The following is a 14,067-nucleotide window of genomic DNA, read 5'->3' on the forward strand; positions in this document are numbered from 1 at the left end:
AACAATGGCTTTTCGCAAAAAAAACATCCTGGAATTGGAACGCAGCAGCGTTGAAGCCTACAAAACCCAGGAAAAGACGCCCCTGATTTTGGTACTTGATAATGTCCGCTCCGCACTCAATGTTGGCTCAGCCTTTCGGACTGCGGATGGCTTTGCCTTGCAAAAAATCTACCTCTGTGGCATAACGGCCCAGCCACCCCACAAGGAAATCCTCAAAACCGCCATTGGTGCCACTGATTCCGTAGATTGGGAATACGTGGAAGATCCAACCGAGGCCGTGCAAAAGTTGAAAACCGAAGGTTGGCAAGTTTGGGCCGTAGAACAAGCCGAAAACAGTACTTCCTTGGAGCAGTTTCACCCCAACAAAAACAGCAAAATCGCCGTGGTGTTTGGTAATGAAGTTACCGGAGTGGCTGATGAAGTGATGGACATTGTGGATGGAGCGCTGGAAATCCCACAATTTGGCACCAAACATTCCTTAAACATCTCGGTCTGCGTGGGAATTGTGGCCTGGGATCTTTTTGTTAAGCTGCGGGTTTAAACTACATATTATCCGATCACCCGTACAAATACGCATATTACAAAACAGGTATTTTTGCGCATAATTTTGTTTTCACCTGATTCTATTTTTGCATAAATCAAAATAAGTTCCAATGCAAAGTAGAATAACACACTGTATGATTGTGCTTTTTCTGTTGTTCGGTATTTTCGCCGGGGCACAGAACAAGAACCTTGTGAACAACCTCATTCCCAAACCCGCAACCCCTGCCACCATCGAGGCCAACAAAAAAATCTTGAAAGAGCTCAATTTCAACGACACCCTCGATTATGTCAACGCCAAACGCTACCTGATTGCCCCGCTGCCAGGGGTGATTAAAGACAAAGATGGGAACGTGGTTTGGGACATGTCGCGTTACGATTTTTTAAACAAATACACTCCTGAAACCTGTCCACCTGAATTGAATCCAAGTTTGATGCGCCAGGAGCAACTGAACAACTTTGCGGGTTTGTACGCGGTAGTACCCGATCACATCTACCAAATCCGAGGTTTTGACCTCTCGGTGATGAGCCTCATCAAAGGTAAAACGGGCTGGATTGTGATGGACCCTTTGGTCACCGTCGAAACCGCCAAGGCAGGGATTGATTTAGCAAAAAAACACCTGGATCGCAATTTCCAAGTGAGTGCCATCATTTTCACCCATAGCCACATCGACCATTATGGTGGAGTGTTGGGTATAATAGAACCCAGTGACATTGACAAAATTCCCATTTATGCCCCAGAAGGATTTTTAGAACATGCCTTCAATGAAAACATCATGGCGGGTACTGCCATGGGGCGACGCGCCAGTTACATGTACGGCAATACTATCCTGGAGCACGATGTGCGCAGCCAGGTTGGGGCTGGATTGGGCAAAACCACGTCCGCAGGCCATAGCAGCATTGCGGTACCCACTGTTTCGATCAACGCCACGATTGAAAAACCCTACGACACCCCAATCGACGGGGTTCGGGTGCACATCTGGAATAGCCCCAATACCGAAGCGCCCACTGAAATGATGTTCTATTTCCCGGATTTTAAGGCTTTTTGTTCAGCCGAAGAAGTGACTCAAACCATGCACAATACTTATTCCCTGCGGGGCACCATGGTGCGTGATCCGCTGGCCTGGAGCCAATACATCGATCAGGCCTTGATCAGATATGGAAATGAGGTAGACGTGATTTTTGCCAGCCACCACTGGCCAACCTGGGGCAACAAAGTAGTAGTCAATTTATTAAAAAAACAACGGGATTTGTACAAATACATCAACGACCAAACCCTCCGCATGACCAACCAGGGATACACCATGATCGAAATTGGGGAACAGGTTAAATTGCCCAACACCCTGAGCCAGTTGTTTCCCAACCGGGGGTATTACGGCACCCTCAACCACAATGTGAAAGCAACTTATCAGCGGTACATTGGCTGGTTTGATGGCAATCCCGCCAACCTCCACTCCTTGCCCCCCACCGAAGCGGGGAAAAAATATGTCCAGTTTATGGGCGGGCCAGAGAAAGTGCTAAAAATGGCCAAGGCCTCTTACGACACGGGAGAGTTTCGTTGGGTAGGCATGGTTTTGAATCATCTGGTGTTTGCCGAACCGAATAATATGCCCGCCCGGCATTTGTTGGCCGATGCCTACGAACAAATGGGGTATCAAGCGGAGTCAGGCCCCTGGCGCAATTTCTACCTTACTGGTGCGCGTGAGCTTAGGGATACCGCCAGGCTACGCCTTTTTGCCCAAAAGAACAACCCTGAACCCAATCGGGACGACCTGGATAACATGGATGCTTCAGAGTACTTCCAATATTTGGCGATCCACTTGAATGGTTTAAAAGTAGAAGGAAAAGAGTTCACCTTTAACCTGATTATGGAGGAAAAGGATGGATCCAGTACGATCTGTTTGTTAAAAGTCGAAAACTCGGTATTGCGGGCTTATCCCACGGTGTTTGGCGGGTCAAAATACCCGATTGTTACCCTTACCCGTAGTGTGATGAACGACATAATGATCAAAGGAGGAAAAGGAGCAGTGGAATCTTTCGATAAAGCAATAATAGCTCAGAAAGCTACGCTGTGTGGTAGCGCAAAGGATCGTTTGGATTGGACGGAGTTATTGCTGGCGCTGGATTCCTTTCCGTTCTGGTTCAATATTGTGGAGCCGTAAGCGCTTGTCTAAAGCTACATTAATCCTGGTGTTGAGGCTGTTCATGGAGCACCCTCAACACCAATCTTGGTGCCCTATTTCACAAACACCTCCTCCAAATATTCCTCTCCCAAATCCTGATTGATCATCTTGCGGATTTTTTCCCGTCCATAAAACAACTCTTGCCGTAAGGAAGGGGAATCGATCATCAGGTACATTTTTTTACGGATAACCCGAATCTGGGTAGTATGCTGGGCAATGGATGGCCCCATCAAACGCGCCCAGGCAGCCTTGATCTGGGACTCGCTGATGCCTTGTTTGAGGCGGTACTGGTTAACCATCTCCAGGAGTACATCCTTCAGGGATTTTTCATCGTATTTGGCCATGAGGCGAAGGTAGAAGTTTTTTGTGTTTTGGTCAAGCCGATGTTTGTATCTTTGCACCATCCTACACCAACCCGACCACCGCAATGAACACCCTTTTACTCATCATTTTAAGCACCATAAGCAGCCTCAGCATGCGTAACAAAAAGGCTTTTGCCCAAAGTTTGTCCATACCCCACCACTTTCAGGAAAGCACTGCTGCCCCGAATGTAAAAATTATGGCAACAGATTTTGAGATACCCCAGCTCAAGCGCAAACGCCGCATCTGGGTGTATTTGCCTTTGGATTACGACAAAAGCCAAAAGCGCTATCCGGTTTTGTACATGCAGGACGGGCAAAATTTGTTTGATGCCAAAACCAGTTTTGCCGGAGAATGGCGCATCGACGAAACCCTTAACCACCTGGATAGCACCCTCAAACGCAGTTGCATCGTCATCGGCATCGACAATGGTGCCGAAAAACGCATGACCGAATACGCACCCTGGGACCACCCGCGTTTCGGCAAGGGTGAAGGAGTGGCGTATACCAAATTTATGGTTGAAACCCTCAAACCCTACGTCGATCAGCACTTCCGCACCCTCAAAGGACCAGAATCTACTGCCGTAATTGGGTCTTCGATGGGGGGCTTGATTGCTTTTTATGCTGCTTTGGAGTACCCACAGGTCTTTGGTCGCGCAGGCGTTTTTTCACCTTCCTTTTGGCATTCCGAAGCGGCTTTTGAGCTGGCTAAAAAGAAGGGTCCGCTGGCTAAAAAACTCAAAATTTACTTGTTTACGGGCGCTTTGGAAGGCCAGGTCGAAATGGTTGAGCCCATGCAACGGATGGCCAAGGTGCTCAAAGAGGCCGGTTTTAACAAACGCCGCCTGTACACTGCCATCCCCAAAGACGGCAAGCACAATGAAGCTTTTTGGGCCAGTGAATTTGCGGGAGCATTCACCTGGTTGATGCGTTAGTACTAGTTTAAAGGGCGATCAAGCCATGCTCGATTCCCAACTTAACCAGCGCTGCGGTATTTTTTACCGTGAATTTAGCCAGCAGATTTTTTCGATGGCTGTCTACGGTCAAAGGGCTGATGTACAATTGATCTGCAATTTCCTTGTTGGTCAAACCCTCGGAAATCAATACCAAAATCTCCTTTTCCCGGCTGGTCAAGATGGGCACCTGGGACAATGATCCTTGGGTAGTGATGGCCGTTGCCGCCTCCATGCTGAAGTACATGCGGCCTCCGGCCACTTGCCGAATGGCTTCGATAAGCTCTTCTTTGTCTACATTTTTCAAAACATACCCCGAGGCTCCTTTTTCCATCAAACGGGTGATGTAGCTGCGCTCTTTGAAGGTGCTGATGCCCAAAACTTTAACGGCTGGGAATTCTTTTTTGATTCGTTCACACAATTCGATGCCATTCAAATCAGGCAAATTGATGTCGAGTAAAACAACATCTGGTAAAGCTTGCCGAAACATTTCCAGAGCCTCCAAGGCGAAGTTGGCGCTGCCCACCACCGGGTAATTTTCCTCACCCTGCAACAAACCTTTGATGCCCGCCACCACCATGGGATGATCATCAACGATAAAAACCTTAATCATTGGATCTGTATTTAATGGTTAACAAATCAATTCAACACAAAATCAATATTGATGGAAGTCCCTTGGCCGGGTTTGGAACGAATGTCCAATTGCCCGTTGAGGTAATCTACCCGTGAGCGGATGTTAGTCCAACCAATCCCCTGGGCTTTATCCAACGTGTCGCCAGGTATACCTACACCATTGTCCTCCACCGTGAGGCTGAAGCGCTGCCCGTCGCGCAACAATTGCAACAAGACCATACTGGCTTTAGCGTGTTTGACCACATTGTTCAATAACTCCTGCACAATCCGAAACACGATGACCTCCTGCCCTTCGGGTATGCGCTGCTCAATGCCAAAAGTTTGGTACTGGATTTGCATTTGGGTGCTGTTGCTCAGGTAATCGCAAAAGTCCTGGAGCGCATCTTTTAATCCAAACTTCAGGAGTGCTTCAGGCATCAGGTTGCGGGCCAGGCGCCGCATTTCGTTGATGGATTGATCCATGGATTCGATGGTGCGGCCAATAGATTTACTGCTCTGTTCGGACATCTCCGGGTTGCTTTTGATTACCACCAGCGACTGCTTGATGCCCGATAACATTCCACCTAAACCATCGTGCAAATCGCGCGACAAACGCCGCCGTTCTTCTTCCTGGCCTTTGAGCATGGCATCCGCCGCCAGCAATTGTTTCTCTTGTTCCAGTTCTTTGATTTTTTGTTCTTGCAACAACAGGGCTTGCTCGGCCAGTTTTTTGCGGTTGTGTTGGTTGCGCCAAGCCAGCCAACCTACAATCCCAATCAGGATGGCAAAAATAAAGGCCCCGAGCGCCAATCGACGTTGATTCTCTTGCATTTGGGTCAATTGGACAATGCGCAATTCTTTTTCTTTCGTCTCGTATTTGGTTTCCAAATCCTGGAGTACCCGGATGAGTTTTTCGTTTTGTACGGAATCACGACCTGATTTGTACAAGGAAAAATATTGCCGATATTGATCAATCTGACCACGAGCGAGAGCCAGGTAAGAAAGGGTTTGATACAAGGCGAAGGTATACGCACCTGCCTTTTGTTCAATGCCCAGCTTCAGCGCAGATTTAACGTAGTTTTCAGCTTCATTCCATTTACCTTCGTTCAAGGCCACCAAGCCCAGGCCGTGTAAGGCATACATCTGATTGATGCCATCCTGGGTTTGCAGGGTCAAATTCAAACTTTCCTGATAATAGCGTTTGGACAATTCTATTTGCCCTTGCTGCATTTTAATGTCCGCCAGATTAGATAAGGCTCCGGCCAGTACCACATTCTCCCCCAAATTCTTACACATGGGGATCAGTTTTTCGTAACACCAGATCGCAGAGTCCTGCTTTTGTAGTCCTCGGTAGGCTTCAGCATGGTGTTGCAAGGATTGAACCACCACACTGGGAATTTCTCCCTCCTCCCCTTTTTTCAGCGTTTGTCTCAAAACTTTCAGTGCTTCCCGGTACAAAGAGATGCCATTGTAAACCATGGCCAGGTTGTTTTGAATGGCCAGTGGATAATGGGGAGGTAATACCTCTGGATGTTGATGCACCAGTTCGAGGGCTTGTTCATAAGCCTCAATGACTTTGAAATTGCTGCCCCGATACAACCATATATTCGCTGTGTTTACCAGGGCTGCTACTTGTAATTTGATCGCGCCTTCTTTTTTCGCCCAGCTTAACCCCTTCTGCGTGTGTTCGTATGCCTGATCGTATTTCGCCTGGTTTATCAGGGCATAACCCAGGTTGATTTCAGCCCGAGCAATACCGGAACCAAATTGCAGGGTATTGGCTTTGTCAAGGGCTTTGCGGATGAAGTATTCAGCAGAGTCGGCGCGGTATTCCAGGTACAGTTTACCAGCATCCATGAGAGCTAGCATGCCCGTAGTATCCAATTGATGCTGACGGGAAATGCGCAAAAGGCTATCGCGTTGCCGCCAGAGCTGCGCGTGAAGAGGCTGAGCTAGCCCAAGGATAAGTGCTGCTAAAACAAGGATCAATCGTGGGTTCATTCGGTGTTGCTTGGAATGAAAAGGGGACGACTTGGTGAGCCGTCCCCTTATGTACGAGAGAATCTTATTTTTGGATCATGGGGGCAAATCGTACGGGCAACCCTGTGTGGTTGCCCACCCTGTGTGGTTGCCCACCCTGGGCGGCAACCACCCCGAACGGCAACCACGTAGGGTTGCCGCTACGCGTCGCCTTCCATGCGCACCACCTTGGGATGGAAGGTGCCGATCGTTTCCACCAACGATTCCTGAGCAGCCATCACCTGATGGATGTTTTTGTAAGCAAATGGTGCTTCATCCAGTCCACCGCCCAGCAATTCCACCCCGTGGGTGCGCAAGTGTTTATCCAAATCTGATTTGGTGACTGCACTCAAGGCCTGACGGCGCGACATCTGGCGCCCAGCGCCGTGTGAAGCGGAGTTCAAGGAATCTTCAAAGCCTTTTCCACGAACGATAAAAGCCGGAGCGGTCATCGAACCCGGGATCACGCCCAGCACACCTTTGCCCGCTGGAGTAGCTCCTTTGCGGTGCACAATGTATTCCTTGCCATCCACTAGGGTTTCTTTCCAGGCAAAATTGTGGTGGTTTTCCACAATAGCCAGGGATTTTTCACCCAAGGACTTTGCCATGCGGTGATGAATCTGGTGGTGACAAGCGGAGGCATAATCGCCAGCCAGGTTCATTGCGATCCAGTATTCTTGCCCAGCTTCGGTGTCCAGGTCGAGCCAAGCCAGGTGTTGAGCCTGTTTTGGTAGGTTGCAGGTTTCCATGGCCAGTTTGGTGTAGTACTGCGCCAAGGTAGCACCCAATCCTCGTGAACCAGAATGCGACATCAAGCCCAGGTATTTACCCAGGGGCAGATTGAATTCGTTGTGCTCATCCATAATCTCCACGATGCCAAACTCGACGAAGTGGTTCCCTGAACCTGAAGAACCAATTTGTTCCCAAGCTTTGCCCTTCAAAGAACGCAACTTGGGCACCTCTTTGAACTCAGCGCGTTCAAAAATGGCGTCATCCATTGGTTTTTCAAAAGTGCTGAACCCAAAGCGGGTATTTTCCAACAGCAGTTTTTTAAACATGCTGCGTTTGGCTTCCAATGCTTGTGGCTCAATTGGGTAAATCGTCATACACATGCGACAACCGATGTCCATGCCCACGCCATAGGGGATCACGGCGTTTTCGGTAGCCAACACCCCACCAATCGGCAGGCCATAGCCTTGGTGCGCGTCGGGCATGAGGGCACCTGCATGCGTAACGGGCAGGCGCATAGCAGTCTCCATTTGTTGGATGGCTCCTGCCTCAATTTTTTCTGCCCCAAAAACCGGGTAAGTTTTGGCCTTTGGCAGCAGGTCAATCAAAACCGGGCCTTGTTTTTCTGGTTGCACCAAGGCTTCTACAATGCGGCCCAATACTGCATCTTCGGCATAATCACTTGGATTAGCCAGGATGGATTGCAGCAATTCATCAACTTGTTGCTGGGTATGTCGTTTGTAATGTTTCGGGATCAGGTTGATGCAAAGTCCGATCACGGGACCTTCCGGGTACCCCATTTTCATTAAGTCTTTGCCTCGAATTTGAATTTTTGCCATAAAAAGGGATTAAGAAAAATAGACTGCAAAAGTGAGTCAATTGCAGGAAAAAGCATCTTTCTCCCAAAAAAGTTCCCAATCTAGCGGGAAGCTTCCAACAAAGCCTGAGTATAGGGATGGGTGGGTGCTTCAAAAACCTGCTCTGCCGGGCCCTTTTCTACAATAACGCCATCTTTCATCACCATAATATCGTCGCACATAAAGCGGACTACGGCCAGGTCGTGGGAAATAAACAGGTAGGTTAAGCCCTCTTGTGCCTGTAAATCTTTGAGGAGATTGAGCACAGTAGCCTGTACGGAGACATCCAGGGAGGAAACAGCTTCATCACACACCAAAAAACGTGGTTGCACCGCCAGTGCCCGGGCAATACAGAGCCGCTGGCGCTGGCCACCAGAAAATTCGTGGGGATAACGGGTAAAATGATCAGCCTGCAAACCCACCTGCTCCAAAAGCACAATGCAACGCTCTACCCGATCCTGATCATTGCTGCCGATGCCGTGGACTTTCATCGGTTCGGTAATGGCCAAACCTACCGGTAAGCGAGGGTTTAAAGAGGAATAAGGATCCTGAAAGACAATTTGTAATTCCCTGCGCAACTGCCGCATTGCCTCAGCGTCTATTTTTTCAATGTCTTGTCCATTGTAGTGAATTACTCCAGCGGTGGGTTCGATCAAACGCAGAAGGCTGCGCCCCAAGGTGGTTTTCCCACTTCCAGACTCTCCTACCAAACCCAGGGTTTGCCCGGCTTTGATGTCAAAACTGGCCTCTTGGACGGCTTTTACCCAGTTGCGGGTTTTGCCAAACCAGGATTTTTGCACGGGAAACCAGGTAGATAAATTTTTTACCTCCAATAAATTTGCGCTGGGAGCAGGCGGTATTGTGGGAGCAACTTCCTTTTCCTCCGTATTTTGCTCTTTTTCTACAAAGTCATCAATAGTCGCCAAACGCACCACTTTCCGATCCAATGGGGGACGGCAACTCAGCAGTGCTTTGGTGTAGGGCGCCTGAGCGTGTTCAAAAATCTGCTCGCTACTCCCTTTTTCCACCAATTTACCCTGTTGCATCACCAGCACTTGATCAGCCATACCAGCGACCAGGCTCAAATCGTGGGAAATGAACAGAATGGCGGTATTGAACTCCTGCTGCAATTCGCGCATGAGCAGGATGATGTCCTTTTGTACCGTGGCATCCAGAGCCGTGGTGGGCTCGTCGGCTAACAATAAACTCGGATTGCAACACATGGCCATGGCAATCATGACCCTTTGTTTTTGCCCTCCCGAAATTTCGTGAGGATAAGAGCGGTAAATGCGTTCAGGATCCTGAATTTTCACTTTACCCAGCCATTCCAAACTTCGCTGGCGGGCTTGCTGGGCATTATGGCCCAAATGCAGGCGCAGCACTTCGTCAATTTGTTGGCCGCAGCGTTGCAGAGGGTTGAGCGAGGTCATTGGCTCTTGAAAAATCATGCCGATTTCTCTACCCCGGATTTGTTGCCAATCTTTGGCCTGGCAGTTTTGCAGTTGGAAGCTTTGTTCAGCAGTGGGTTGAAAGTGCAATTGTTGAACGCTAAGCCGGGCTTCGGGTGGCAACAGTCCTAGCAAAGCGAGGGCGGTCATGGATTTTCCAGAACCTGATTCGCCAACAATGGCCAGGGTTTTTCCTTTTGGTAGCACAAAAGTAAGGTCATCCACCACGGTATTGGCACCAAAGCGAATGGTCAGTTTTTGTACTTCCAATAAGTTCTCCATACTGCTTACCCTTAGCGCTTTAATTGTCTGCAAGCCGCAGTTCAATTACATCTGGCTTAATCTCAATGCGCAGGTTTTCTGGCTGGCTCAACCAACGGATGAAGGTGCTTCCGAACAATTCTTTGCGCCAACCCTGAGTAAAAACCTCTTCCGCAAAGCCAGGATCGCTTTTGATTTTTTTAAACCAGTTGCGCGGTAATGCCAGGGCATGTGAAACCCCATTTTGCATACATTGGTGCCGAATGATAAGGTATAAAAACTCGGTCAGGATTTCTTCGTTGGCGTTTTCCTCGTCTTCAGTGGGCACCTGGCGCAGCAAAAACTTTTCGTCTTCGCTGATTTCCCGGATGTACAATTCGTTCATCACTGGCCACAAATCACCGGCGAATTTATCGGGAATACGCCGGTTTTCGCGCAAACCAGCCCGCCCCGAGCGCATGCTGCGCACGATTTGGCTCATAAATTTGCTGGGCAACACCATTTCTTTAGAGTAGTTCTTTTCCTCCGCCGTTTTACGCCGCCATTCGAACAAACGCAACAAAAACAGGCGCTCTCTTTTGTTCAAGGATTTCATCAAATCGCTATTCAGCGCTTCGTGGTGGGGATCTCTGGCGTAATATGCTTCCCGCTCCAGCGTCCGAAATTCTTCCTCTGCCCAATGCAATCGATGGTGCCGTTCAAGATCTGCTTCCTGTTTTTTCCACAAATCATACAGTGGCTCAATGTCCTGAATGGCGTATTTGAGTTGGTTTTGGTTAAAAGGGCGGGCTTCCCAATCGGCTACGGTGAAACTTTTATTGAGGTTGATTTTTAATTCAGTTTCCACCAGCTTTTTAAATGCCAGAGGATAGCGATACCCTAAAAAACCAGCGGCAATTTGAGTGTCAAAAGTGTTTTTAGGGATGGTGCCATGGGTGGCATAAAGCAAGCGGTAGTCGTTTTCACCTGCGTGCGTGATTTTGACAATTTTAGGGTCCTCAATCATTTTCAAAAATGGCCCCAAATTCTTGAGTGGAAAAGGGTCAATCAAAAACAAACCGTGCTCCGTTGCCACCTGAATAAGGCACAAACGAGTGGTAAATCTTTTTTCCCCAACGAATTCTGAATCAAAGCACATCCACTCAATGTCCGCGTTGATCTGAGCAAAGTGTTCTAGTCCTTCCTTTGTAGTGATTAATTCAAATGCTTGCATTGGTATGTTTTTAGGGGTTCGGCTTCCGCAAATATATCGATTCGAATTGGAATATTTTCCCAAAAAAGTTGTAACCTAGCAAAAGTAAAGGCTCGTCTAAGGATTTTGTAATTGCATTACATGGAAGAAGACCTACTTTTGGTTCAGCGCGTACTGAGGGGAGATCAGGCTGCTTTCCGCCAATTGGTGGAGCAATACCAAAACTATGTCTTCACCATTGCTATGCGGGTACTGAATTCGAGAGAAGAAGCAGAGGAAGTGTCCCAGGATGTATTTTTGAAGGTGTACAAAATGCTGGGCAGCTATCGGCAGGAGTCCAAATTCAGCTCCTGGCTCTATGCCATTACTTACCGTACTGCGATTGACAATGCCCGCAAGAAAAAATTACCTTTGCAAAGCATTGAGTCGGGCAGTACTGCATTTCAGGCACCAGACCTCAATAGCAAAAACCCGGCTGAGCTGACCCAGGACAATGACCTCAGGCATCAAGTACAGTCGGTAATCAATCGACTAAAACCCAGTGACGCCAACATCATTACACTGTATTATCTGCATGAACAATCGGTACAGGAGATTGCCGAAATTACGGGTTTGAGTGTGACCAATGTCAAAACAAAATTGTTTCGTTTAAGAGAGCAGTTGCGCCAGGAATTGACGGCCAGCGCCTTGGATCAACACTAAAGGGCGATAAAAAATAAGTGTTTCATTTTGTCAAAGGATTAGATAAGTAAACGGTTCATTTTAAGTTTTTTATCTAATCCTTTGACTCAAAAAAATGAACACTTATTTTTGCCCACTACTAAATATGGAAAATGTACAGTCCATTTTAATCTGGAAATACCTCGATGGGGAGTGTACTCCTCAGGAAAAAGAACAGGTGCAGCATCTGTTGGCTCAGGATCTGGCCTTTGCCGAAGAACTGGAGATGGCCAAAAGTTTGCAGGAAACCCTGCGTGGATTGGAGCCTGAACAGCCCTCCATGCGTTTTAGTGCCAATGTAAGTGAAAAACTGCCCGCGTTGTATCGACCAATTCACACTTCAGCGGATATTTTACCCAAAGGCCTGGTGCGTATTTTTGGTAGTTTGGTGGGTACTATTGCAGTGCTGAGTTTGGGCTTGTTCTTTGGGGCCCAACAGAACGCCCAAGATAAATTAAATATACTGGGCCATTACACTTTAAATTTAGGCGTATTTTCTAATCCTATGGTCTTTACTGCATTTCTGGTTTCTCTGGCAGTATTGAGCTATTTTTTAATGGATTTTGCCTTTAAAAAATGGATTTTGAAAAAATAGAGGCCATTTAAAAGATGTTGCTATCTTGGAAACTTCTTACCATGAAGTTCGCAAGCAACATGAATTTGAATAAAATTTTACTCTTCCTGCTGTTCGCGTTGCCACTTTTGCTGGCACATCGCCCATCCACTCCGCTGGAAATCAAGCCCAAAAAGCCCAATATCATCTACATTTTTGCCGACGATCTCGGGTATGGCGAACTTGGCGTGTACGGCCAGGAAAAAATCAAAACGCCACACCTTGATCAATTGGCTGCCGAGGGCATTCGTTTTACCCAGCATTATTCCAGTGCACCGGTTTGTGCCCCTTCGCGTTGCATGTTGCTAACCGGCAAACACCCAGGGCATTCTTACATCCGTGGAAATTACGAGTTGGGCGAGTTCAGCGATGACATGGAAGGTGGTCAAATGCCGCTACCCGAAGGAACCGTGACCATTGGGCATATGCTCCAAAAAAATGGCTACCACACCGGGATCATCGGCAAGTGGGGACTTGGCATGCACAATACCACCGGAAACCCAAACTTACAAGGCTTTGATTACAGCTACGGCTATCTTTGCCAAAAACAAGCGCACAACTACTACCCTACCCACCTTTGGGAAAACGGGAAATGGGACACCTTGAACAACCCGCCCATCTCGGTGCACCAACGTTTATCAGCAAGCACACCGTTTGAGTATTTCATTGGCAAAGAGTATGTCGTTGACAATATGACGGCCAAAGCCCTGAAATTCATTGAACAAGGAAAAAATAAGCCCTTTTTTTTGTACCTGGCCTTTCCCCTACCCCATTTGTCCATCCAAGTACCTGAAAAAGCACTAACACCTTACCTGGGCAAATTCCCGGAAGAACCATATACCGGAGACAAAGGCTATAGCCCACAGCGTTACCCCCTTTCGGCCTACGCGGGTATGATCTCGTACCTGGACGAACAGGTAGGCATCATCATGGCAGCCTTAAAAGCGCAGGGACTGGATGAAAATACTCTGGTGATGTTTTCGAGCGACAATGGCGCTACTTTTGACGTGGGTGGTGTAAATGCAGTTTTTTTCAACAGTGTTCAAGGACTGCGGGGGCTAAAAATGGATGTGTACGAGGGGGGAATCCGGGTGCCGTTTATCGCGCGTTGGAAAGGAAAAATCCAGCCCGGACAAGTGAGTGATCACCTCTCGGTGCAATACGATTTGATGGCCACATTGGCGGATTTGCTCAAGCTTGAAGCGCCTAAAAATGATGGCATTTCCTACTTACCTACCCTTCTGGGTAAAAAGGAGTTGCAAAAACAACATCCCTTTTTGTATTGGGAGTATCCTGAAAAAGGCGGGCAGATCGCAGTGCGGATTGGTAATTGGAAAGGGGTAAAAACACAAATGAAAACCAATCCCGCTGCCAAGTGGGAATTGTATGACTTGAGCAGTGACCGGAGTGAACAGAAGAACCGCGCAGAAGAGCTTCCGCAGCGGGTAAGTGAATTGGATGAGGTGGTGGCGCGGGAACATGTGCCTTCCCACATAAAAGATTGGGAGTTCGTCAGCCCCAAGTTCAAACGCAACTAAGGTGCGTCTTTGGTGCCTTAGGTTTCTTAGGTGGTGAAAAAGA

The 14,067-nt window shown here is 48.0% G+C and carries 12 protein-coding genes; 6 read left to right on the plus strand and 6 right to left on the minus strand.

Translation table 11 applies throughout. The features are described from left to right. The first annotated feature begins 4 nt into the window (after positions 1–4). On the plus strand, positions 5–541 hold the full coding sequence (locus ACO08K_RS27525) for an RNA methyltransferase (RefSeq protein WP_421799709.1): 537 nt from the start codon (positions 5–7) through the stop codon (positions 539–541). 112 nt (positions 542–653) lie between these two features. Continuing rightward, a complete protein-coding gene (locus tag ACO08K_RS27530; RefSeq protein ID WP_421799710.1) occupies positions 654–2,702 on the plus strand; it encodes an alkyl/aryl-sulfatase in 2,049 nt (682 codons plus the stop codon). A 74-nt stretch (positions 2,703–2,776) separates the two neighbouring features. On the opposite strand, the gene ACO08K_RS27535 is transcribed toward ACO08K_RS27530, so the two are convergent. Further along, positions 2,777–3,067 carry a DUF721 domain-containing protein gene (locus ACO08K_RS27535; protein WP_421799711.1) on the minus strand — a complete coding sequence of 97 codons (291 nt, stop codon included), beginning with the start codon at positions 3,065–3,067 and terminating at the stop codon, positions 2,777–2,779. Between the two features lie 83 nt (positions 3,068–3,150). On the opposite strand from ACO08K_RS27535, the gene ACO08K_RS27540 reads away from it, so the two are divergent. Next, positions 3,151–4,017 carry an alpha/beta hydrolase gene (locus ACO08K_RS27540; protein ID WP_421799712.1) on the plus strand — a complete coding sequence of 289 codons (867 nt, stop codon included), beginning with the start codon at positions 3,151–3,153 and terminating at the stop codon, positions 4,015–4,017. A 7-nt stretch (positions 4,018–4,024) separates the two neighbouring features. On the opposite strand, the gene ACO08K_RS27545 is transcribed toward ACO08K_RS27540, so the two are convergent. From ACO08K_RS27545 to ACO08K_RS27565, 5 genes are all read right to left on the minus strand, one after another. Next, positions 4,025–4,648, minus strand: a complete 624-nt coding sequence (locus tag ACO08K_RS27545) for a response regulator (protein ID WP_421799713.1) — start codon at positions 4,646–4,648, stop codon at positions 4,025–4,027. Between the two features lie 26 nt (positions 4,649–4,674). After that, the gene (locus ACO08K_RS27550; protein WP_421799714.1) at positions 4,675–6,648 is read right to left on the minus strand and encodes a tetratricopeptide repeat-containing sensor histidine kinase; all 1,974 of its coding nucleotides are present in this window, start codon (positions 6,646–6,648) and stop codon (positions 4,675–4,677) included. A 179-nt stretch (positions 6,649–6,827) separates the two neighbouring features. After that, positions 6,828–8,234: an RtcB family protein gene (locus tag ACO08K_RS27555; protein WP_421799715.1), complete on the minus strand. Its 1,407-nt coding sequence runs from the start codon at positions 8,232–8,234 to the stop codon at positions 6,828–6,830. Positions 8,235–8,314: 80 nt separating this feature from the next. Next, the gene (locus ACO08K_RS27560; protein ID WP_421799716.1) at positions 8,315–10,027 is read right to left on the minus strand and encodes an ABC transporter ATP-binding protein; all 1,713 of its coding nucleotides are present in this window, start codon (positions 10,025–10,027) and stop codon (positions 8,315–8,317) included. Beyond that, positions 10,002–11,174, minus strand: a complete 1,173-nt coding sequence (locus ACO08K_RS27565) for a ribonuclease D (RefSeq protein ID WP_421799717.1) — start codon at positions 11,172–11,174, stop codon at positions 10,002–10,004. Before ACO08K_RS27565 ends, ACO08K_RS27560 begins: the two co-directional genes overlap by 26 nt. Before the next feature lie 120 nt (positions 11,175–11,294). Between ACO08K_RS27565 and ACO08K_RS27570 the strand changes: the two genes are divergently transcribed. The 3 genes from ACO08K_RS27570 to ACO08K_RS27580 all read left to right on the plus strand — a co-directional run bounded on the left by ACO08K_RS27570 (position 11,295) and on the right by ACO08K_RS27580 (position 14,024). Continuing rightward, positions 11,295–11,855 (plus strand): RNA polymerase sigma factor, encoded by a 561-nt coding sequence (locus ACO08K_RS27570; protein ID WP_421799718.1) that lies wholly within the window; start codon positions 11,295–11,297, stop codon positions 11,853–11,855. 124 nt (positions 11,856–11,979) lie between these two features. Then, complete coding sequence (locus ACO08K_RS27575) at positions 11,980–12,468, plus strand: anti-sigma factor family protein (RefSeq protein WP_421799719.1); 489 nt, start codon at positions 11,980–11,982, stop codon at positions 12,466–12,468. 41 nt (positions 12,469–12,509) lie between these two features. After that, entirely contained in the window at positions 12,510–14,024 is a 1,515-nt protein-coding gene (locus ACO08K_RS27580) for an arylsulfatase (protein ID WP_421799720.1), read from the plus strand. Positions 14,025–14,067 lie beyond the last annotated feature (43 nt).

The sequence above is a fragment of the Haliscomenobacter sp. genome, assembly GCF_965225875.1.
Classification (GTDB): domain Bacteria; phylum Bacteroidota; class Bacteroidia; order Chitinophagales; family Saprospiraceae; genus Haliscomenobacter.

What these genes read in the sequence shown, in the direction of transcription:
- ACO08K_RS27525 (WP_421799709.1), top strand. Translation starts at nt 5, where the DNA reads ATGGCTTTTCGCAAAAAAAACATCCTGGAATTGGAACGCAGCAGCGTT.
- ACO08K_RS27530 (WP_421799710.1), top strand. Translation starts at nt 654, where the DNA reads ATGCAAAGTAGAATAACACACTGTATGATTGTGCTTTTTCTGTTGTTC.
- ACO08K_RS27535 (WP_421799711.1), bottom strand. Translation starts at nt 3,067, where the DNA reads ATGGCCAAATACGATGAAAAATCCCTGAAGGATGTACTCCTGGAGATG.
- ACO08K_RS27540 (WP_421799712.1), top strand. Translation starts at nt 3,151, where the DNA reads ATGAACACCCTTTTACTCATCATTTTAAGCACCATAAGCAGCCTCAGC.
- ACO08K_RS27545 (WP_421799713.1), bottom strand. Translation starts at nt 4,648, where the DNA reads ATGATTAAGGTTTTTATCGTTGATGATCATCCCATGGTGGTGGCGGGC.
- ACO08K_RS27550 (WP_421799714.1), bottom strand. Translation starts at nt 6,648, where the DNA reads ATGAACCCACGATTGATCCTTGTTTTAGCAGCACTTATCCTTGGGCTA.
- ACO08K_RS27555 (WP_421799715.1), bottom strand. Translation starts at nt 8,234, where the DNA reads ATGGCAAAAATTCAAATTCGAGGCAAAGACTTAATGAAAATGGGGTAC.
- ACO08K_RS27565 (WP_421799717.1), bottom strand. Translation starts at nt 11,174, where the DNA reads ATGCAAGCATTTGAATTAATCACTACAAAGGAAGGACTAGAACACTTT.
- ACO08K_RS27570 (WP_421799718.1), top strand. Translation starts at nt 11,295, where the DNA reads ATGGAAGAAGACCTACTTTTGGTTCAGCGCGTACTGAGGGGAGATCAG.
- ACO08K_RS27575 (WP_421799719.1), top strand. Translation starts at nt 11,980, where the DNA reads ATGGAAAATGTACAGTCCATTTTAATCTGGAAATACCTCGATGGGGAG.
- ACO08K_RS27580 (WP_421799720.1), top strand. Translation starts at nt 12,510, where the DNA reads ATGAAGTTCGCAAGCAACATGAATTTGAATAAAATTTTACTCTTCCTG.